Below are 19,227 nucleotides of genomic sequence, written 5' to 3' on the forward strand. Positions count from 1 at the left end.
ACAAGTGGACACCGTCAAAGGCTGTCCATTTTTCTGTTCAAGTTTGTTTTCCGGCAAGGTCGTGTTTCTTCTTAACCTCCCCATGTTCGCATGGCAGGTCAGGGGGGCAACTCCCCCTTGCGGGTGCTTATGCTCTCATCTTCCGTGTTGTGCTGTATTTTTCTCGGATATTTCAGCAAAGATTTGATATAATACAGGATAGTTGCCAGAGACTTAAACGCAGAAGGATGACAATGTATGGCCAAACAGCAGCTGGTCAGGGAGGAGCGCTCTTCCTACAAGGTGCTTCTCTTTCGCAAGAGCAAACGGATGCGTCTGTTTGAATCCCTGATCTTTCTGCTCGGACTCGGAGCGGTGTGGCTTTCCTGTCCGCCGCGCAGTTCCGGTTTTATCATGGGGCTGGTTGCCGATATTCTCATCACCCTGTTCCTGCCGCCGGCCATTTATCTGTTCTTATTTCGTCCGCATTATCTTCTTTTTCCGGACCGGTTGGAAATCTGTTGGGGCAAGAGAAAAAAAGTGCTGCCGCTGAGAGATTTGGAACAGGAGTTCGGCTTGCCTTATGTTTATTTATTCGGGAGCAGAAAGATAGCCATTCTGGTTAGTGATGCGTTCCTTGGTGCACTTAATGGTCAATTGGAAGTGGTCAAACGTGGATTGTTATGAAACGAAGGAAACAATGGAAACGAAGATCGGGCGCGACACGGTCGTGGTGGTGGATTTGGATGCAATCGCCCATAATGTCAGAGAATTCCGCCGCCATCTTGGCCCGGATGTCAAAATCATGGCTGTGGTAAAGGCGAATGCCTACGGACATGGTGCGGTTCAGGTCGCGAAAACCGCGCTTGAGGCGGGAGCGGAATATTTGGCGGTTGCTTTTGAAGATGAAGGCATCGAGTTGCGCCGGGCGGGCATAGAGGCACCGGTTCTGGTGTTGGGATTGACACCGGATCATGCCGTTGCCGAAGCGCTGAAGGCCGGACTTACCCTTACCGTCTACCATCACGAATCGTTGCAAACCATTGAACGGGAAGCGGCCAGGTTGGGAATCCGGGCGCGCGTCCATGTAAAATTGGATACAGGGATGGGCAGGTTGGGATTGTTCCCTGATGAAGCAGTCGCTTTTGTCAAACGGGCCTTGGAATTGAAATCGGTCGAGGTCGAAGGGATTTTTACCCATTACGCGACTTCCGATCAGGCGGATAAAGAGTATGCTCTGTACCAGGAGAGGCGGTTTGCCGAGGTTTTAAACCGCTTGGAGAAGGAAGGGATTTCGATTCCTCTTCCTCATATTGCCAATAGCGGCGGCGCGATCGACTTGTCCGATCATGCATATCGCATGGCACGCGTCGGGATCAGCCTTTACGGTTACTACCCGTCGGATCAGGTGAACCGCACTGCCGTCAATCTTCGCCCTGCTCTCACCCTGAAAACGAGGATTGCCGATTTGAAGCAGCCGCCGGCAGGAACGGGCGTCAGCTACGGCAAAACCTATATCTCGGACGGTGACGAGTGGATTGCCGCTGTTCCGGTCGGCTATGCGGATGGTGTGAACCGCCATCTGTCCAATCGCGGATTTGCCCTGGTACGGGGGCGGAGAGTTCCGATCGTGGGCCGTGTCTGCATGGACCAGTTGATGTTAAATGTGACGAATGCCATGCCGGTTGAGATCGGGGATGAGGTGGTGCTATACGGAGAGCAGTATGGTGAATGTATCACGGTGGATGAAGTTGCCAAGCTGTTGGGGACAATCAGCTATGAAGTGGTCAGTACGCTCAGCCATCGCATTCCCCGGGTTTATCGAAAAGAGGGAGAAGTAGTGGAAATCGTCAACCGCTTGCGTTTTTAGGTTGTCGATTTGCTGAAAATTAGCTGGCAGACTGGACATTCGGCAACTTTTTTAGTATTACAATTGGTTGAGAAGGAATTTTAGCCTTCCGGACGAATAAATTTAACTATGTCTGTTTTCCATCTTACTTTTATTGCTTGTAAGTAAGTATATTTTTGCAACATCTTCGGCATAATGGTAGTATTGATAGGGGAAATGTTAACGGTGATGATTGGTTGGGGGTGCTTCATTTGTCCGGTACAAAAAGAATCATGATCAGCCTGCCAACAAATTTGCTTCAAGAAGTGGATGGTATGGTTGCGCGAGATAACTCAAATCGCAGCGAGTTTATTCGCCAGGCGATGAAAATGTATCTCCAGGAGCGGAAAAAACGTCTCATCCGCGAAATGATGCAAAGAGGCTATATGGAAATGGCTCGCATCAATCTCAACATTGCTTCTGAGGCATTTGTAGCGGAGGAAGAGGCTGAAGATACTTTGGATCGATTGGTTAGCGGGGTGTAACCGATTTGATTGTTAAACGTGGCGATGTCTATTTCGCAGATCTCTCCCCTGTGGTCGGATCCGAACAAGGTGGGGTTCGGCCTGTTTTGGTAATTCAAAATGATATTGGCAATCGGTTTAGCCCCACCGTGATCGTCGCCGCGATTACAGCCCAAATCCAAAAGGCTAAGTTGCCTACACATGTGGAAATCGATGCCAAAGCTTATGGGTTTGACCGTGATTCTGTTATTTTGCTGGAGCAAATTCGTACAATTGACAAACAGCGATTGACGGATAAAATCACTCATTTGGACGACGAGATGATGAGTCGTGTAAATGAGGCCCTGATGATCAGCTTGGGCATGATCGATTTTTAGGAGAATGGATTTTTTTCCATTCTCTTTTTTGTGTTGGTGTGTTATTCATTTCTGCGGCAATCTATGATATTTTAGTTTCAAAATCAGTTCATATGAGAGAGAAAGACAAGCTGCGAAAATTTGCAAATAGATTTTCTGATTTTATCTTTTTACATGCCCGTCTGGTCTCAAAGGAAATCAACTTGGAGGTTTTTCTAATTGACGGCTGATCAAGGGGACCTTTCTATGGATATTCATTTGAAAAAATTGTATGAAAAGCTGCTCGCTTCCTATGTGAAAACGAGCAAGGAAGATCATTTGTACAGTGCGCAACAACTTTCCAAATGGTTTATGGAAAAGCGGATTCCCCCTGACGAGGTGGTAAATGCCCACGTGCGGACGATGAAATCGCTGTTCCCCGACTTGCCTGCCGAAGTGAAAGCATCTTTTGATCTGTTGCTCGAAATGATGATCGGTTATGGGATTGCTTACCGGGAACGGGAGAAATTGATGAATCGCCAGCGGGAGCTTGAAAATGAGATCGAAGTGGCTGTCGGCATGCAGCAAACGCTCCTTCCCTCCAAAACCCCTTCCCTGGAAGGAGTCGATATCGGTGTGATCAGTGTGGCCGCCAATCAGATGAGCGGGGATTATTACAACTTTGTCGATCACGGGGTGGGTTCCATTGGAATCGCCATTTCCGACATCATCGGGAAAGGAATTCCCGCTGCCCTGTGCATGTCGATGATCAAATACGCGATGGACCGGCTGGGAACCCAGCCGCTTTCGCCGGCAGAGGTATTAAAGGATCTCAATATCGTGGTGGAGCGCAATGTCGACCCCAGTATGTTTATCACCATGGTCTACGGGGTATATGATTCGAGAAATCACCAATTTCGCTATGCCACAGCCGGACACGAGCCGGGACTCTTTTACAGAGCGGCTGAACAAGATTTTCTCGACTTGAAGACGCGAGGACTTGTGCTCGGGGTGTCCAGAGATGCCGAATACCCGGAGGATACGATTTCACTCCAACCTCATGATGCAATTGTGTTGTTTTCGGATGGCGTAACGGAATGCAGAGTGAATGGTGAATTTATAGAACGGGAAACTCTTAAGCAATTGATTCAGGGATATATTCATATGCCGGCTCAGGAGGCAGTGGAAGCAATCCACCAAAAACTCTATGAAATGACGAACTACAAGATACGGGATGATCAAACGATATTGATTTTAAAACGGATTGGATAGACAGCAGCCGTCTTCGCTTTTTTGAGGAGGTTAAAAACGTATGAATCTTGTAATTCATGAAAAAATAGAAAAGGAGAACCGCATCGCGATCTCGGTGGAGGGCGAAGTGGACGTCTATACCGCCCCGCAGCTGCGTGAGAAATTGCTGCCTTTGTGTCAGGGAGGAAGCCAGATTACAGTAAACCTCTCCAAAGTGACTTACATCGACAGCACGGGATTGGGTGTGCTCATCGGTGCCTACAAAGCACAACGGGCAACATCTGGAAAACTCGTTTTAACGGGAATGAACGCCCGATTGAACCGGCTTTTCAAGATTACGAACTTAAATCAGATTATGGATATTGAAGATCAGGCAGGAGGAGGCCAACTATGAGTGAAAAACCCTTAGATTTGGTATACTTGACCATTCCCGCTAAGCCAGATTACGTTGGAATCGCCCGGTTAGCGGTCTCCGGAATTGCCAATCGCATGGGTTTCTCATACGATGACATAGAAGATTTGAAGCTGGCCGTATCGGAAGCCTGCACCAATGCGGTGGATCATGCTTATTGCGGCGGCGAAGGCGAGATAGAAGTAAGTTGCAACATCTTTTCCAACCGGCTCAAAATCGAAGTGATTGACCGGGGGACCAGTTTTGACGTGCAAGAAGTTGAGAAAAGAACCGGCCCGATCCGGATGGAGCGTTCGATGAATTCGCTGCGGGAGCGCGGTTTGGGTTTATATCTCATGAAAACGCTGATGGATGAAGTTGAAATCAAGGGAGATAATGGAGTAATCGTAACGATGACCAAGTTTATCCGAAAGGACGTGGTGGAATCTCATGTCGAGTCGTCCACATCCTTCCACCCTAACCGATGAACAGGTGCAAGCGTTAATCAAAAAATATCAACAGGATGAGGATTCGCAGGCACAAGACCAGCTGATCGACCATTTCAGGGAGCTCGTGGAAACACTGGCTTTCAAATTTGCTCATGGTTCGGAGCCCTACGAGGATCTGGTTCAGGTTGGGATGATCGGCTTAATTGCATCGCTCAAGCGTTTTGATCTCTCGCTCGGCCGCAGTTTTGAGAGTTTTGCCGTGCCGACGATCATCGGTGAGATCAAGCGCCATATTCGCGATAAAACTTGGAGTGTGCATGTGCCGCGAAGAATCAAGGAATTGGGCCCTCGCATCAAAACGGCAGTGGAAGAGCTGACGACGAAATTGCAGCGTTCACCGAAAGTGGAGGAAATTGCAGAATATCTGGGAGTTACGGAAGAGGAAGTTTTGGAAACGATGGAAATGGGACGGAGCTATCATGCTGTTTCGGTTGACAGTCCGATCGAAGCAGGCAGTGATGGCGGCCAGGTTACCCTGCTGGACCTGGTGGGAACGAATGATGCCGGCTTTGATCAGATCGACCGCAAGCTCCTCCTGGAAAAAGTGTTTTCCGTGTTAACGGAGCGGGAGCAGGAAATTTTAAAATTGACGTTTTTTGAGAACTTAAGCCAAAAGCAGGCCGGGGACAAACTGGGGATTTCGCAAATGCACGTCTCCCGCTTGCAACGCAGAGCCTTGCAAAAACTGCGGCAAGCAATTCGCATGGAACCGTCAGAAGTCATATAGGTGTAACGGAGCTGACCGATGAAAAGAAGGTGGGCTCTTTTTTTGTTTTTACCATTTCTTTAAGCGAATTGCCATCAGTTCGCCTCGCTTTTCGGCCAAAAATTTATGCATTGCCGGTGTCAGTTCGCTAAAATAGAGGTTAGCTTCAGGTATGTTGATGAACAAATGATTGATTTTGGATGGGATTTTTGAAAACGGGTTTGATCCGTACGATTCCATACGTCAACATGCTTTGGCTGGCTGTGATTTTCTTTTTGTGAAAGAAGCAGGAGGAAGAAAATGGACCAACTGAAGATGATGGAGATAATCGCCGGCGCACTCGGCATCGAAACGCGCCAAGTGAAAGCAGCCATTGAACTCATGGAAGAAGGAAATACCATTCCGTTTATCGCCCGGTATCGCAAAGAAAGAACCGGTGAACTAGATGAGGAACAATTGCGGTCGATTGAAGAGCGATACCAATATGCCACCCAGCTCAATCAGCGGAAAGAAGAAGTGATCCGTCTGATCGATGAGCAGGGCAAACTGACGGATGAACTGAGACAGAAGATCATGGAGGCCGTCAAGCTGCAAGAGGTGGAAGATCTCTATCTCCCCTACCGGCCGAAGCGGAAAACCCGGGCTTCCATCGCACGGGAAAAGGGATTGGAACCGTTGGCGCGCATCATGCTCCAAGTGGAGGACCAGGATGAGATCGAGCAAAGCGCCGATGAGTTTGTGAGTGAAGAAAATGAAGTGAACTCACGCGAAGAGGCCTTGCAAGGGGCAATGGACATTCTGGCCGAGGAGCTGTCCGAAGACGCGGAAATTCGCAAATGGGTGCGCGAATTTACCTGGAAAACCGGAATGCTTGTTTCCAAGGCAAAAGATCCGGAAGTTCGTTCCGTCTATGAAATGTATTATGAATTTAGTGAACCCGTACATAAAATGCCTTCCCACCGCATTCTCGCCGTTAATCGCGGGGAACGCGAAGAGATTCTGAAAGTGAAAATCACGGTGGATGAGGAGGAGATTCATCGCCGTCTGCTGCGCTGGTTTCCGATTCCGGCCCATGATTTTTTGCAAGCGGTGGCACAGGACAGCTACAAACGGTTGATCGCACCTTCCATCGAAAGAGAAGTTCGCGCGCAAATGACGGAGCAGGCGGAGGAACAGGCGATCCGCATCTTTTCCGAAAATTTGCGTCACCTGCTGTTGCAGCCGCCGGTAAGAGGAAAGATGGTGTTAGGAGTCGATCCTGCCTATCGAACCGGATGCAAGTGGGCCGTGGTGGCGGATACCGGAAAAATGCTGGAAGTCGGCGTGATTTATCCCACTCCGCCCCAGGAAAAAGTCGAAGAAGCCAAACGCACGGTATTGGCGCTTTTGGACAAGTATCCGATTGAGATTATCGCCATCGGAAACGGAACGGCCTCCCGGGAGACGGAAGCGTTTATCGCCAGCGTGATCAAGGAAGCAAAGCGCTCCGTCTATTACATCATTGTGAATGAAGCGGGAGCGAGTGTTTACTCTGCTTCCAAACTGGCCAAAGAAGAGTTTCCTGATCTGGACGCCGCCCGCCGCAGCGCTGTTTCCATTGCCCGGCGCTTGCAGGACCCGCTGGCGGAGCTCGTCAAAATCGATCCGAAGTCGGTGGGGGTCGGCCAGTATCAACACGATGTTTCGCAAAAGCGTTTGAGTGAAAGTTTGACGACAGTAGTGGAGTCTGCGGTGAACTATGTGGGGGTTGACGTGAATACTGCCTCTCCTGCGCTGCTTGGCTATGTTTCGGGCATCAGTGCCTCGGTCGCCAAAAACATTGTGAAGCGGCGGGACGAGGTGGGGCGTTTTCAAAGCAGGGAGGAGCTAAAGGAAGTTCCGCGCCTCGGGGCGAAGACCTATGAACAGTGCATCGGCTTTTTGCGCATTCACGACGGAGTCAATCCGCTTGATCAGACACCGATCCATCCCGAATCGTACCGGGTGGCTGACCAACTGCTGCAACGGCTTGAAATCACGAAAGAGCAAATCGGCAGTGATGAGTGCAAGGAAAAATTAAAACGGGTTGATGTGGAAAAAATCGCGGCAGAACTCGATTGCGGCATCCCGACGCTGAGAGATATCATTGAGGCTTTGCTCCGGCCCGGCCGCGATCCGCGGGATGAGCTGCCAAAACCGCTTTTGCGTTCGGACGTGTTGAAGCTGGAAGATCTGCATGAGGGAATGCATTTGCAGGGAACGGTTCGCAATGTGGTTGATTTTGGCGCCTTTGTCGACATCGGACTCAAGCATGACGGGCTTGTCCATATCTCAAAAATGAGTGAAAAATTCGTGCGCAATCCGATGGATATCGTCACGGTCGGTGATATTGTCGATGTTTGGGTGATCAATGTCGATGTGGAACGGGAGCGGGTCGGTTTGAGCATGATTCCGGTTAAACGGGAAGAGTCGTGAGATATTAGCGCAAGTGCCCGTCAGGCAGCAGAAGCCGGCACTCCCGCGTTTCGTGCGTAAGGAGGCTTTACTCGCTGCTTGAGGGCACTTCGCGTGCACAGGTAATTTGGCATACCCTTGTTTGATATTGGAACCAGCACTGATTTAACAGGCGGATCTGGCGGCGGTCTTTTTCCAGAAAAGCGCGCCGAAGTTGCCGATAGAGCCACTGGGGCATGGTTCGTCCTCCCTTTTATGGCTTTTCGGAATATTTTATGATGGAAAAGAGGATCGGTGAGCCGATTTTGAAAGGATGGGAACAGGATGGCAAAATGGACGGATCAGGAACTGCAAAAGCGGGTGGAAACCCTGTCGCTTCAGCATTTTGGCCTCCCTTTTCGCCATCTGGCCCGGTTCAATCCGCGCTTGAGAACCACCGGTGGCCGCTATTGCCTCGGCAGCCATGCGATTGAAATGAATCCCCGTTATCTGGAGGAGCACGGGGAAGAGATTTTTCAAAAGATGATTTTGCACGAATTGTGCCATTATCATCTTCATTTGCAGGGAAAAGGATACCAGCATCGCGATGCCGATTTCCGATACTGGTTGCAGCGGGTCGGGGGCTTGCGCCATGCCCCGGCGCTGCAGTCGTTACAAAGCAGGAAGCCGAAATATGTCCTGATTTGTGTTGAGTGCCGCCAGGTATATTACCGGCAGCGCAGAGTCGACCTGCGGAAATACCGGTGCGGTGTATGCCGCGGTCCGCTGAAATTGCGCCAGTCCAATTCAGATTAAAAAGGGGGAGATCCAATGCAAGACCTGCGAAAAGTCGGTTTTATCGGCCTTGGGATCATGGGGCGTTCCATGGCTTACAATCTTTACAGGGCCGGGTTTGAAGTAACGGTCTGGAATCGGACCGCCAGCAAGATGCAAGAAGCGGCAAAATGGGGAGCCAAGCTGGCCTCTTCCCCCGTAGATTTGGCCCGGACAAGCGATGCGGTCATCACCATCGTCGGGGACACGCCTGATGTAGAGGAAGTGATTGCCGGGGAAAAAGGAGTGCTGCAGGGCGCGAAACCCGGAACCATCCTGATCGATATGAGCACAATCTCACCGGATGCAACCCGGGTGCTGGCGGGAAAAGCGAAGGCAAAGGGAGTCGAAATGATCGATGCCCCCGTGAGCGGAGGGGACGTGGGTGCGCGAAACGGAACGCTCTCCATCATGGTGGGGGGTGACCCGGCCGTGGTTGAGAAGGCGATGCCTTTGTTTAAAGCGATGGGAAAATCGGTTACCCACTGTGGCCCGGTGGGAGCAGGGCAAACGGTCAAAGCGTGCAATCAGATTTTGTGCGGCTTGAATTTGCTCGGGGTCGTTGAAGCACTGGCCTTTGCCCGAAAGAGCGGCGTTGATCTGGAAAAAATGATCCAGGTGACCACACAGGGGGCAGGAGGGTCATGGGCACTGGCTAACTATGCCCCCAGGGTGATCAAAGGAGATCTGGCTCCCGGATTTTCCGTCCGCTTTCAGCAAAAGGATTTGCGCATCGTCCTGCAGGAAGCGGAACGGTTGGATCTCCCCCTGGCCGGAACAGCCCTGGTTCAACAGTTGCTCCGCTCCGTTCAGGCTTACGGGGGAGGCGAAGACGGCACTCAAAGTTTGATCAGGGTAATGGAACGGCTGGGAAACGTGTCGATTATTCCGGAAAATGACCATGATTTGCCAGCGCAACCCGGGGAGGAAAGTTAAGTACAACGGGGTTGGAGTGGCGTCTCCCGGCAGATGAGGAGCGTGGGGAAGTCCGGGATGACATTGCCGCCTGACTAGAAAAAAAGCGAATGGAGACCAATCCATTCGCTTTTTTTACAGGCCGATATATTTGGCCACCAGTGATTTGGCCAACGGAATTTCGGTCGTTCCCTGAACCAAAATTCGCCCGTCCGGAAATACGGCAAAGCGGTATTCTCCCAAATCGGCCCGCAGCATAAAGGGATTGCGGGTGACTGTTCCCGCCTGTTTCAGACGTTCCGCGATGAGATCAAGGGAAAAGGAAGAAGACGGCAGGGTGATCTGCACGGTTTCCCGGCCGCACATGGACACTTCGGTTCCCCGTTTTTCCTGCGGGTCGAGATAAGAAAAGATCTTCTTTTGGCAGGCGGGGCAGTCGGCAGCGATTTTCTCCCCAACATCCATTGCGTGATGATGGTTATGCCACAGTTCAAAGTGGCGCAGGCGGGGATCAAGCCGGTCTTTGGCGCCGACCAGCCATTTTAGCGCTTCCGCCGCCTGATAAGCGGCCACAACATGGATAATCGGGCCGATCACGCCGGCGGTGTCGCAAGTCTCGGCCGATCCCGGGGCAGGCGCATCTGGAAAAAGGCAGCGCAAGCAGGGGGTTTCTCCGGGGATGATCGTATAGGTCATGCCGCGGGAACTGACAGCCCCGCCATAAATCCACGGGATGCCATGCTTGATGCTGACATCGTTGATCAGGTACCGAACCTGAAAGTTGTCCGAGCCGTCGAGAATCAAATCGACCCCGGTAAGGAGTTGTTCCGCATTTTGCCAGTTGAGATCCGCGATGTGCGGCTCGATTTCAACCGCGCCGTTTACCGCTTTCAGCTTGCGGCTGGCTGCGATCGCCTTTGGCATGTGTTCTTTTGCATCCTGTTCATCATAAAGCATTTGCCGCTGCAAATTGCTCGCTTCCACAAAGTCGCGGTCGATCAGGCGCACGTACCCTATGCCGGAGCGGACCATATGGTTGGCCAAAGCCGTTCCCAATGCTCCCATGCCAACGATGGCCACACGGGAGCGAAGCAATTTTGCCTGTCCTTCCTCTCCGATGGGGGCAAAGAGAATTTGCCTCGAATAACGGGTTTGCCCGATGTCGGTTGTCATTGCTCTGCCTCCTCTGTCTTTTGACCCGTTGGTTCCTCCTCATTTCCGGAAGATGGTCTTCTTCATTTTCGCATTGAAAGAGGCATTGGTCAAAACGGAATGGGGGTATGTTTTTGCGAAGAATAGGAAAAAGTGAGATTGGAGGTGTCCCTGATGGATGACAAAAAAACTTACTATGTGACCGTGGAGATCGGCCAGCGCTCGGGAGAGATTCGGGATCATCTTGAAGTAAATGACGCCAATTATGATTTTGAAATCAAGGCGACGGAGGAGGAGATCGAGCGGTTGGAGCGATTGTTCCGGGAAGCGGAAGAAGAAGATTTTACGACCTTTGTCAAAGCGCATATCCCGTTTCTGGACAATGAGAGCCAAGAGAATGTCAAAGGAGATGGAACACTGCGAAAAATCTACCGCATGATTTACCAGCTCGGTACGGAAGAGACCAAACGGAGAATGGATGAGTCCGGGATGATTCATTAGAAGCAGGAAAAAAACGGGGGTTATGGAGCAGAATATGAAAGATGAATGAAAGGTGCCAGCATTGCTTGATTAAGAGGTGCAATAAGGAATATACTGTTTTTAAAAATAAATGAATATTTTTGGAGGGATTCTTTCGTGAATCAATCGCAATATCCGGGGACGAATCACACTTCGCTCGCTTACTCCGCGCAGCGCCTGATGCCCCGTGTGTTTGGATGGATGTTTGCGGGCTTGATGATGACAGCGATTATTGCCCTCGTACTTTCCGGTAATCCCAATGTTCCTTATTATTTGGCCACGCATTCAGGGGTGTTTTGGGGAATTGTCATCGCCGAGTTTATTATTGTGATGGCCCTTTCCTCTTTGTTGGGAAGAATGTCGCCGTTTGCTGCCACTTTTTCATTTTTTCTGTATGCCGCGCTCAACGGCGTGACACTTTCGCTCATTTTAGCCTATTTCAACGTCCAAACAGTCGCCGCCGCTTTCTTTATCTCCGCCGGGATGTTTGGTCTGTTTGCGGCATTCGGCTATGTGACGAAAATCGATATGACCCGGTTTGGATCAATTGCCCTGATGCTCATCCTGGGATTGGTTCTGGCTTCGGTCGTTAATATATTCTTTGTCAAGAGTTCGATGCTCGACCTGATCATCTCTTACGCCTTGGTTGTGCTCTTCTGCGGGGTCACCGCTTATGATATTCAAAAAATCAAGGCGATGAGCCAGCAGGTATATGATGAAGAGACAGGAACCAAGCTGGCGATCTTCGGAGCGTTGATGTTATATCTCGACTTTATCATTATCTTTAAAAACCTGTTGCGTATTTTCAGCAGAGACTAACGAAAATCGGGAAGCAAGTCGGTTTTGGCTTGCTTCCTTCAGGGATTTGTACGGATGAAAAATTAAATTTATTTTCCTGTGAAAAAAGGGTTGACTATTTTCCTTCGGCATGGTAATGTATTAATTGTCGCCGGAACGAAAGCGACAATGAAAAGAAAGTCATAAAAAAGACTTGCAAACAATGCGGCACTGAGTTATAATAACATTCGTCTCTTAAATTATATTCCTCAGTAGCTCAATGGTAGAGCACCCGGCTGTTAACCGGTAGGTTGCAGGTTCGAGTCCTGCCTGAGGAGCCAGACGCGGAGAGATACTCAAGAGGCCGAAGAGGACGGTTTGCTAAACCGTTAGGGGGCTATCTGGCCCCGCGAGGGTTCGAATCCCTCTCTCTCCGCCACTTTTTGTGCCTTGTGGCCCGTTGGTGAAGCGGTTTAACACACCAGCCTTTCACGCTGGCATGCAGGGGTTCGAATCCCCTACGGGTCACCATTTGCGGACGCTTAGCTCAGCTGGGAGAGCATCTGCCTTACAAGCAGAGGGTCGGCGGTTCGATCCCGTCAGCGTCCACCATAAGGAAAATTTCATATGCGGAGCTGTGGTGTAGAGGCCTAACATGCCTGCCTGTCACGCAGGAGATCGCGGGTTCGAATCCCGTCAGCTCCGCCATTTTGCGGCGGTCGTGGCGAAGTGGTTAACGCACCGGATTGTGGCTCCGGCATTCGTGGGTTCGATTCCCACCGATCGCCCCATTCGCTGGGGAATAGCCAAGCGGTAAGGCAACGGACTTTGACTCCGTGATGCGTAGGTTCGAATCCTACTTCCCCAGCCATTTTTATTTGAGCCATTAGCTCAGTTGGTAGAGCACCTGACTTTTAATCAGGGTGTCGAAGGTTCGAGTCCTTCATGGCTCACCATATGAAATCGCGTCACCTTTGCCGGGTGGCGCTTTTTTTATATCTTTGCGAGCGGGAAGACCCCGCCTGGCTTCAACTATGGGGATGAGAGCGGGCGTCAGGTGAGGGAGGAGAAGTTTTTTCTCTTTCTCTCAACCCTGACCGTCGTTTGCTCTCTTTTTTTGTACATGGAAATATTGGTTTTAAAATTGGCAATGGGTGATGAAGTTTTGAACTGTTCATAGTGATCGCAATGTCATGTCCGACTCTCCCTGTTTTATAAAGTTGGAACGTTACATTCCAAGAGCTGAATTCATCACAAGGCATTCAAATATCATCCGGGTCCACCGAAGAGCAAGCGGCTCTCATCAACAAATCCAGCAGAGTGGAATGAACGGAAAACCGACAATCAAAGCAGTGCGCAACCAAATCAAACTTCCCGAATCGGGATCGGTGAAGTTTGCGAAATCGCGTGAAATCGGGGGACGGTTCGCGACGATCCGGTGGAGCCGAAGACTTGCAAGTCCGGAACATGGCAAAATCCAACACGGATGAATCGTGGTCCCGCCCAGCTCTGATCCGGTTGCGAAACAAGAATGGATCGCCGTGTGGCCCGCCGTTTGAGCTTGGCCCGTGCCCGGGAATCCCTGTTTTTATGCATGGGAAGTGGTGGAATGTAATATGCTCTCATGCGATTGGACGGGTATGATTTTTGAAAGTTAAAACATTAAAATTGGTGGTTGACTTTCTTTTTACTGCATGATAAATTATTACTTGTCGATGCGAGATACCCTGAAACGAAAGGGAAAGACACCAACCCTTACTGATCGTAAGCGGGTGTGGCGGAATTGGCAGACGCACTAGATTTAGGTTCTAGCGCCTCTGGCGTGGGGGTTCAAGTCCCTCCACCCGCACCAGGAGCATCGTTTGAGCGGTCGTGGTGGAATTGGCAGACACGCTATCTTGAGGGGGTAGTGGCCGTATGGCCGTGCGAGTTCGAGTCTCGCCGACCGCACCATGAGACCGGGGTGTGGCTCAGCTTGGCAGAGCGCCTCGTTCGGGACGAGGAGGTCGCAGGTTCAAATCCTGTCACCCCGACCATTTTTAAAAATTAATCCCCATATTTGCGGGTGTAGTTCAGTGGTAGAACATCGGCCTTCCAAGCCGAATGCGAGGGTTCGATTCCCTTCACCCGCTCCAAATAAAACGGATGGACTGTGGCGGTAGCTGCGGTCCTTTATTTTTTTGTGCACGCATGAAATCGGTTAGCCAAAGTCAATGATGGTAGTAAGTTTGGAAGAATTCGCTTTGATTATCAAGAAAGAACGGGTGATCACATGGAGCGCTGTATCATCGTGACCCGCGGAGAGAAGGAGACAAAAGAGCTTGCGGCCAAGCTCGCTTCCTTCTTGAAGCCGGGGGATGTGTTGGCCTTGGAAGGAGACCTGGGTGCCGGCAAAACGACCTTTGCCAAAGGGCTGGCCGGAGGGCTTGGGATTCAAGAACCGGTTGACAGCCCTACCTTTACCATTATCAAGGAATATGAAGGCAAGCTTCCATTTTATCACATGGATGTATATCGAATTGAAGAGCCGGAAGAAGAATTGGGGTTGGAGGAATATTTTTATGGAGATGGAATTTGCTTAGTGGAGTGGGCTTCGCAGGTGAAGCCGCTTCTTCCCGAGGAAACGCTGTGGCTGTCGATCACGGTTCAGGCCGACGGTGATCGCCGGATTGAAATGGCCTCCGGTCATCCTCGTTGGAACTCATTATGTAAGGAGTTGTGTCAGGCATGAAACTGCTTGCGATGGATACCTCTACTCTCGTGATGGGGGTGGCCGTCTTTGATTTGGAAACGAAGCGGGTATTGGGGGAAGTTATTACCAACCTGCATAAAAACCATTCGGTGCGATTGATGCCCACCATTGAGCAGCTCTTGACTGAATTGGATCTGAGCCTTGACGATCTCCATGCGTTGGCGGTTACTTCCGGTCCCGGTTCTTATACGGGCATCCGCATCGGCGTGACAACGGCCAAAACAATGGCTTGGGCGCGCGAACTGCCTTTGTACAGCGAATCCAGCCTGACGGTTCTTGCCATGAACGGCATTCGCTTCGACGGATTGGTTGTTCCGCTGTTTGATGCCCGGCGGCGTCGCGTCTATTCCGGTGTGTTTGCCGCGAAGGACGGGGAAATGACTGAAGTGCTTCCTCAGCAAGTCGTACCGGTCGAAAGTTGGCTGGAGCAAATAAAGGCGCTGGAAAAGCCGGTTTTGTTTTTGGGTGATGATGTGGAGCGTTTTCGCCAGACGATTGAGGAATACTTGGGGGAACGGGCCAGCTTCGGGATCGGGCCGGAAAACCTCCCGCGACCAAGTCATTTGGCATGGGCGGCCTATCAGAAATGGAGCAATCATGAGCCTCCGGAACATGCCGACTTCGCTCCCAACTATTTGCAGCTGACTGAAGCCGAAGCCAACTGGCTCAAAAAGCACGGGAAGGAAGAGGGGGAGAATGGTTAAAAGCGCACCTGGTGAAGTCGGTTTTCGCCCGATGGAGTTAAGCGATCTTTCGCGTATCGAGGTTATTGAGAATCATTCCTTTTCCGCTCCCTGGCCGCGGCAGGCTTTTTACAATGAATTGGTTTTTAACCAGTTTGCCCATTACACGGTGGTTACCGTTGACGGAATTGTCGCGGGGTACTGCGGGTTTTGGCTTATTTTGGATGAAGCGCACATCACGAATATCGCCATCCATCCTGACTATCGGGGAACGGGTTTGGGGGAAGCGACGCTTTTGTATGTGATGGATCTCGCCCGGAAGTTGGGGGCCGATAAAATGACGTTGGAGGTACGCGTTTCCAACACGGTCGCACAATCGCTTTACGACAAATTGGGGTTTACCCGGGCGGGATTGAGAAAAGAATACTATACGGATAATAAAGAAGACGCCATTATTATGTGGGTGACATTAAATGAACATGCAGAGAGAAACGCTCATACTGGGAATTGAAACAAGCTGTGATGAAACCTCGGCCGCGGTCGTGCGCGGGGGGACGGAACTCCTGTCCAATGTGATTTCTTCGCAGATGGACGTGCACCGCAAATTTGGCGGCGTGGTTCCTGAAGTGGCTTCGCGGCGCCATGTGGAGCGCATTACGATTATCGTGCAAAAGGCGCTGGAAGAAGCGGGAGTGGGGAGAAATGAGCTGGATGCCGTTGCCGTCACACAAGGACCGGGTTTGGTCGGGGCCTTGCTGATCGGTGTTTCTGCCGCCAAAGCGCTCGCTTTTTCCCTCGGCAAACCGCTGGTTCCGGTGCACCATATCGCCGGGCACATTTACGCGAATCATCTGATCAAGCCCCTTTCCTTTCCGCTCGTTGCCCTTGTCGTATCCGGAGGGCATACGGAATTGATCTACATGAAAGGGCATAACCAATTTGAGCGTCTGGGGAAAACCAGGGATGATGCCGCCGGGGAAGCATTTGACAAAGTGGCGCGACTGATGAAACTCCCTTATCCCGGAGGGCCGCAGATTGACCGGCTGGCCCTGGAGGGAAAACCCAGTTATCCGCTGCCGCGCGCCTGGCTGGAATCGGATTCGCTCGATTTCAGTTTTAGCGGGTTAAAATCGGCGGTGCTGAATCTCGTCCATAATGCGAATCAGCGCAAAGAAGAGATTCATTACGCAGACCTGGCGGCCAGTTTTCAGGATGCGGTGCTGGATGTGCTGGTGGAGAAAGCGATGCTCGCCGTCAAAAAAACGGGGGTGAACCAGTTGTTGCTGGCCGGGGGTGTGTCAGCCAACAGCGGGTTGAGAGTGCGGCTTTCCAAGCGGTGCAAAGAGGAAAAGATTGATTTGCGCATTCCGCCGCTGGAGCTGTGTACCGATAACGCAGCGATGATTGCCGCCGCGGGCACGTATCAGTTTCTCGACGGCCATTATGCGGATTTGACCTTGAATGCCGATGCGAATCTTCCGCTCATCGGCTAGGCACAAATAAAGCCGATGTTCCAATTCGGGGCATCGGCTTTATTTGTGCATAAATGGCGGGCCAACCTGTGGATAAGCCGGTGTTCATTCCGCCAGCTCAAGCCATTCTTCTGTTTTTTGCGTTAACCGCTCTTCTTTTGCCGCCAGTTCTTTTTGCAGTGAAGCGCTTTTGAACGGGTCATTGAAAAGTTCGGGCTGACACAGCTGTTCGTGAATATGGGCGATTTCCGCTTCGATCTGCGCAATCTCTTCTTCCAGATCCTTCACTTTCAGTTCCCGTTTTTTGCGCTCGCGTTGTTCCTCTTTTTCCTTGCGGCGATAGGCTTCGGCCTGTTTGTGCGGGGAGGTCTCATCTTTTTTCTCTTCCTGTTCTTTTTCCAGCTTCTCCATTGCTTTTTTCTCCAGATACCATTCGTAATCGCCATGGTAATCTTTGATCCCTTCCGGGGTGATTTCCCAGATCCTCGTAGCCAGCCGCTTGATAAAATAGCGGTCGTGCGAGACGAACAACAGTGTGCCCAAATAGCCTTCAAGTGCTTGTTCCAGGCGTTCTTTGCTCACCAGATCCAGATGGTTGGTCGGCTCATCCATCAACAGGAAATTGGCTTGGTTCAGCATGCGCTTGCACAGGGAGAGCCGGGCCTTTTCTCCGCCGCTTAAATCCTGAACCTGTTTAAACACATCTTCGCCGCTGAACAAAAACTGACCGAGATAAGAGCGGATGCTCGTCTGATCCAGATGCGGATGTTCATCCCATATTTCATCGATCACTTGTTTCTGCGGATCAAGGTCTTTTTGCTCCTGATCGTAATAGTCGATCTCCACCTGAACGCCCCATTTTAGCTCGCCGGACAGGGCGGGAAGCTTGTTGGCAATCGTTTTGAGGAGAGTCGATTTTCCCACTCCGTTGGGGCCGAGCAAGGCGATGTGCTCACCGCGTTCAATGGTAAACTGTAAGCCGGTGAGAAGCGGTTCTTGGTAACCGATTGAGAGGTTTGTGGCCTTCAGTACCTCACGTCCGCTGGTGACCGCTGCTTCAAAGCGGATGGCCGCCTCCCGTTTTCCGGTATGGGGCTTGTCGATCCGTTCGATTTTTTCCAGTTGCCTGCGCCGGCTTTGCGCTCTTTTCGTCGTTGATTTACGGGCGATATTGCGCTGGATGAATTCCTCCATTCGTTTGATCTCTGCCTGCTGTTTCTCATACATTTTCAATTCTCGTGCGAGATTTTCTTCTTTTTGTTTGACATACGCGGTGTAATTGCCGGGATAGCGCGTCACCCGCGCATGATCCAGTTCATAGATGACCGTGACCAAGCGATCGAGAAAATAACGGTCGTGGGAGACGACCAAAACGGAGCCGCTGTAATTAAGGAGTGTTTGCTCCAGCCAGGCGACGGCGTTCATGTCGAGATAGTTGGTCGGTTCGTCCAGGATCAGCAGATCAGGCTCTGTCAGGAGCATTTTGGCCAAGGCCACTCGCGTTTTCTGCCCGCCGCTCAGAGAGGAGACAAGCGTATTTTTCCAGTCTAACTCTCCGAGTCCCAATCCGTGCAAAGTGCCGCGGATGCGCGCTTCAAATGCATAACCGCCGCTTTCTTCAAATTTCTCCTGCAGGGAAGCATATTTTTCAAGTATTTTTTGGTATTGCTTTTCATTTGTATAAACTTCTTCTTTGCCCATTTCCCGTTCCAGTTGGCGCAATTGGTTTTCCAGTTCGCGCAGACCGGAAAAAACAGCGAGAAGCTCTTCCCAGATGGTCAAAGAGGAATCCAACCCGCTGTCCTGAGCCAAAAAACCGATTTGCGCTTTTCTGGCAATCTGGATTTCCCCTTGGTCCGCAGGGATTTCTCCGATGATGATTTTTAGCAGCGTCGATTTGCCCGCGCCGTTGGGGCCGATTAACCCGACCCGTTCCTGATTGTTCACCTGTATATCAACACCATCCAGGATGACCGTTCCCCCATAGGTTTTATGAATATTCGTTGCTTGCAATATCATGGTTCCACCTCGTTTTTGAAGAAAAATATGTGTATCCGTGAAAATTTGATTGCATTCAGGGTCGTTTGGGGACTCTTGCACTCCGGGTGATCCAAATGGTCAGTCAGGAGGATGCCGTTCTACTCATGGTTTTGCTAAAATTTTATTACTGGTTGTGTTTGACAAGATA

At 50.8% G+C, this 19,227-nt stretch carries 21 protein-coding genes and 12 tRNA genes; 30 read left to right on the forward strand and 3 right to left on the reverse strand.

From position 1 onward, the window contains the following. Positions 1-237 precede the first annotated feature (237 nt). From I8U19_RS15705 to I8U19_RS15745, 9 genes are all read left to right on the forward strand, one after another. Entirely contained in the window at positions 238-666 is a 429-nt protein-coding gene (locus I8U19_RS15705) for a hypothetical protein (protein WP_033101977.1), read from the forward strand. Between the two features lie 13 nt (positions 667-679). Further along, the gene (alr, locus tag I8U19_RS15710; protein ID WP_033101997.1) at positions 680-1,849 is read left to right on the forward strand and encodes an alanine racemase; all 1,170 of its coding nucleotides are present in this window, start codon (positions 680-682) and stop codon (positions 1,847-1,849) included. A 251-nt stretch (positions 1,850-2,100) separates the two neighbouring features. Further along, positions 2,101-2,352 (forward strand): CopG family ribbon-helix-helix protein, encoded by a 252-nt coding sequence (locus I8U19_RS15715; protein ID WP_181735445.1) that lies wholly within the window; start codon positions 2,101-2,103, stop codon positions 2,350-2,352. Between the two features lie 5 nt (positions 2,353-2,357). Then, positions 2,358-2,708 carry a type II toxin-antitoxin system PemK/MazF family toxin gene (locus tag I8U19_RS15720; RefSeq protein WP_022738671.1) on the forward strand — a complete coding sequence of 117 codons (351 nt, stop codon included), beginning with the start codon at positions 2,358-2,360 and terminating at the stop codon, positions 2,706-2,708. A 225-nt stretch (positions 2,709-2,933) separates the two neighbouring features. After that, entirely contained in the window at positions 2,934-3,938 is a 1,005-nt protein-coding gene (locus I8U19_RS15725) for a PP2C family protein-serine/threonine phosphatase (protein WP_198056447.1), read from the forward strand. 40 nt (positions 3,939-3,978) lie between these two features. After that, a complete protein-coding gene (locus tag I8U19_RS15730; protein ID WP_033101975.1) occupies positions 3,979-4,311 on the forward strand; it encodes an STAS domain-containing protein in 333 nt (110 codons plus the stop codon). Next, positions 4,308-4,796 carry an anti-sigma B factor RsbW gene (gene rsbW / locus I8U19_RS15735; RefSeq protein ID WP_033101974.1) on the forward strand — a complete coding sequence of 163 codons (489 nt, stop codon included), beginning with the start codon at positions 4,308-4,310 and terminating at the stop codon, positions 4,794-4,796. Before I8U19_RS15730 ends, rsbW begins: the two co-directional genes overlap by 4 nt. Beyond that, positions 4,759-5,544 carry an RNA polymerase sigma factor SigB gene (gene sigB, locus I8U19_RS15740; protein ID WP_198056448.1) on the forward strand — a complete coding sequence of 262 codons (786 nt, stop codon included), beginning with the start codon at positions 4,759-4,761 and terminating at the stop codon, positions 5,542-5,544. The genes rsbW and sigB overlap by 38 nt, the downstream gene beginning before the upstream one ends. A 279-nt stretch (positions 5,545-5,823) precedes the next feature. Then, entirely contained in the window at positions 5,824-7,977 is a 2,154-nt protein-coding gene (locus I8U19_RS15745) for a Tex family protein (RefSeq protein WP_198056449.1), read from the forward strand. Between the two features lie 67 nt (positions 7,978-8,044). On the opposite strand, the gene cmpA is transcribed toward I8U19_RS15745, so the two are convergent. Then, entirely contained in the window at positions 8,045-8,194 is a 150-nt protein-coding gene (gene cmpA / locus I8U19_RS15750; protein ID WP_152568605.1) for a cortex morphogenetic protein CmpA, read from the reverse strand. An 86-nt stretch (positions 8,195-8,280) separates the two neighbouring features. Here cmpA and I8U19_RS15755 point away from each other — a divergent pair, with 86 nt between their 5' ends. Continuing rightward, complete coding sequence (locus tag I8U19_RS15755; protein WP_033101971.1) at positions 8,281-8,751, forward strand: SprT family protein; 471 nt, start codon at positions 8,281-8,283, stop codon at positions 8,749-8,751. Positions 8,752-8,766: 15 nt separating this feature from the next. Continuing rightward, entirely contained in the window at positions 8,767-9,705 is a 939-nt protein-coding gene (locus I8U19_RS15760) for an NAD(P)-dependent oxidoreductase (RefSeq protein ID WP_198056450.1), read from the forward strand. A 114-nt stretch (positions 9,706-9,819) separates the two neighbouring features. Here the strand turns inward: I8U19_RS15760 and I8U19_RS15765 are convergent, their stop codons facing one another. Further along, entirely contained in the window at positions 9,820-10,857 is a 1,038-nt protein-coding gene (locus tag I8U19_RS15765; RefSeq protein ID WP_033102175.1) for a ThiF family adenylyltransferase, read from the reverse strand. Positions 10,858-11,010: 153 nt separating this feature from the next. Here I8U19_RS15765 and I8U19_RS15770 point away from each other — a divergent pair, with 153 nt between their 5' ends. From I8U19_RS15770 to tsaD, 19 genes are all read left to right on the forward strand, one after another. After that, positions 11,011-11,337, forward strand: a complete 327-nt coding sequence (locus tag I8U19_RS15770) for a hypothetical protein (RefSeq protein WP_198056451.1) — start codon at positions 11,011-11,013, stop codon at positions 11,335-11,337. Positions 11,338-11,472: 135 nt separating this feature from the next. After that, the gene (locus tag I8U19_RS15775) at positions 11,473-12,174 is read left to right on the forward strand and encodes a Bax inhibitor-1/YccA family protein (RefSeq protein ID WP_370589278.1); all 702 of its coding nucleotides are present in this window, start codon (positions 11,473-11,475) and stop codon (positions 12,172-12,174) included. 224 nt (positions 12,175-12,398) lie between these two features. After that, positions 12,399-12,473 (forward strand) — tRNA-Asn (locus tag I8U19_RS15780). Between the two features lie 5 nt (positions 12,474-12,478). Continuing rightward, positions 12,479-12,571: transfer RNA gene (locus I8U19_RS15785), tRNA-Ser, on the forward strand. A 15-nt stretch (positions 12,572-12,586) separates the two neighbouring features. After that, positions 12,587-12,663: transfer RNA gene (locus I8U19_RS15790), tRNA-Glu, on the forward strand. Positions 12,664-12,668: 5 nt separating this feature from the next. After that, positions 12,669-12,744: transfer RNA gene (locus I8U19_RS15795), tRNA-Val, on the forward strand. Between the two features lie 19 nt (positions 12,745-12,763). Then, positions 12,764-12,840: transfer RNA gene (locus I8U19_RS15800), tRNA-Asp, on the forward strand. A gap of 7 nt (positions 12,841-12,847) precedes the next feature. Next, positions 12,848-12,923, forward strand: a tRNA-His gene (locus I8U19_RS15805). Positions 12,924-12,928: 5 nt separating this feature from the next. Next, positions 12,929-13,003 (forward strand) — tRNA-Gln (locus tag I8U19_RS15810). A gap of 9 nt (positions 13,004-13,012) precedes the next feature. Further along, positions 13,013-13,088 (forward strand) — tRNA-Lys (locus I8U19_RS15815). 369 nt (positions 13,089-13,457) lie between these two features. Then, positions 13,458-13,622: a hypothetical protein gene (locus I8U19_RS15820; RefSeq protein WP_198056452.1), complete on the forward strand. Its 165-nt coding sequence runs from the start codon at positions 13,458-13,460 to the stop codon at positions 13,620-13,622. Between the two features lie 278 nt (positions 13,623-13,900). Continuing rightward, positions 13,901-13,984, forward strand: a tRNA-Leu gene (locus I8U19_RS15825). Positions 13,985-13,998: 14 nt separating this feature from the next. Next, positions 13,999-14,085 (forward strand) — tRNA-Leu (locus I8U19_RS15830). A gap of 6 nt (positions 14,086-14,091) precedes the next feature. Further along, positions 14,092-14,168 (forward strand) — tRNA-Pro (locus tag I8U19_RS15835). A 25-nt stretch (positions 14,169-14,193) separates the two neighbouring features. Next, positions 14,194-14,267 (forward strand) — tRNA-Gly (locus I8U19_RS15840). A gap of 137 nt (positions 14,268-14,404) precedes the next feature. Continuing rightward, complete coding sequence (gene tsaE, locus I8U19_RS15845; RefSeq protein WP_033102170.1) at positions 14,405-14,863, forward strand: tRNA (adenosine(37)-N6)-threonylcarbamoyltransferase complex ATPase subunit type 1 TsaE; 459 nt, start codon at positions 14,405-14,407, stop codon at positions 14,861-14,863. After that, positions 14,860-15,588 (forward strand): tRNA (adenosine(37)-N6)-threonylcarbamoyltransferase complex dimerization subunit type 1 TsaB, encoded by a 729-nt coding sequence (gene tsaB, locus I8U19_RS15850; protein ID WP_198056453.1) that lies wholly within the window; start codon positions 14,860-14,862, stop codon positions 15,586-15,588. The genes tsaE and tsaB overlap by 4 nt, the downstream gene beginning before the upstream one ends. Beyond that, positions 15,581-16,078, forward strand: coding sequence for a ribosomal protein S18-alanine N-acetyltransferase (gene rimI, locus I8U19_RS15855; RefSeq protein WP_033102168.1), 498 nt, complete (start codon positions 15,581-15,583; stop codon positions 16,076-16,078). The genes tsaB and rimI overlap by 8 nt, the downstream gene beginning before the upstream one ends. Next, the gene (gene tsaD / locus I8U19_RS15860) at positions 16,047-17,060 is read left to right on the forward strand and encodes a tRNA (adenosine(37)-N6)-threonylcarbamoyltransferase complex transferase subunit TsaD (RefSeq protein ID WP_033102177.1); all 1,014 of its coding nucleotides are present in this window, start codon (positions 16,047-16,049) and stop codon (positions 17,058-17,060) included. The genes rimI and tsaD overlap by 32 nt, the downstream gene beginning before the upstream one ends. An 84-nt stretch (positions 17,061-17,144) precedes the next feature. Here the strand turns inward: tsaD and I8U19_RS15865 are convergent, their stop codons facing one another. Then, positions 17,145-19,058: an ABC-F family ATP-binding cassette domain-containing protein gene (locus tag I8U19_RS15865; RefSeq protein ID WP_198056454.1), complete on the reverse strand. Its 1,914-nt coding sequence runs from the start codon at positions 19,056-19,058 to the stop codon at positions 17,145-17,147. Positions 19,059-19,227 lie beyond the last annotated feature (169 nt).

Origin of the sequence: Thermoactinomyces sp. CICC 10523 (assembly GCF_016055105.1) — a bacterium.
Lineage (GTDB): Bacteria > Bacillota > Bacilli > Thermoactinomycetales > Thermoactinomycetaceae > Thermoactinomyces_A > Thermoactinomyces_A daqus.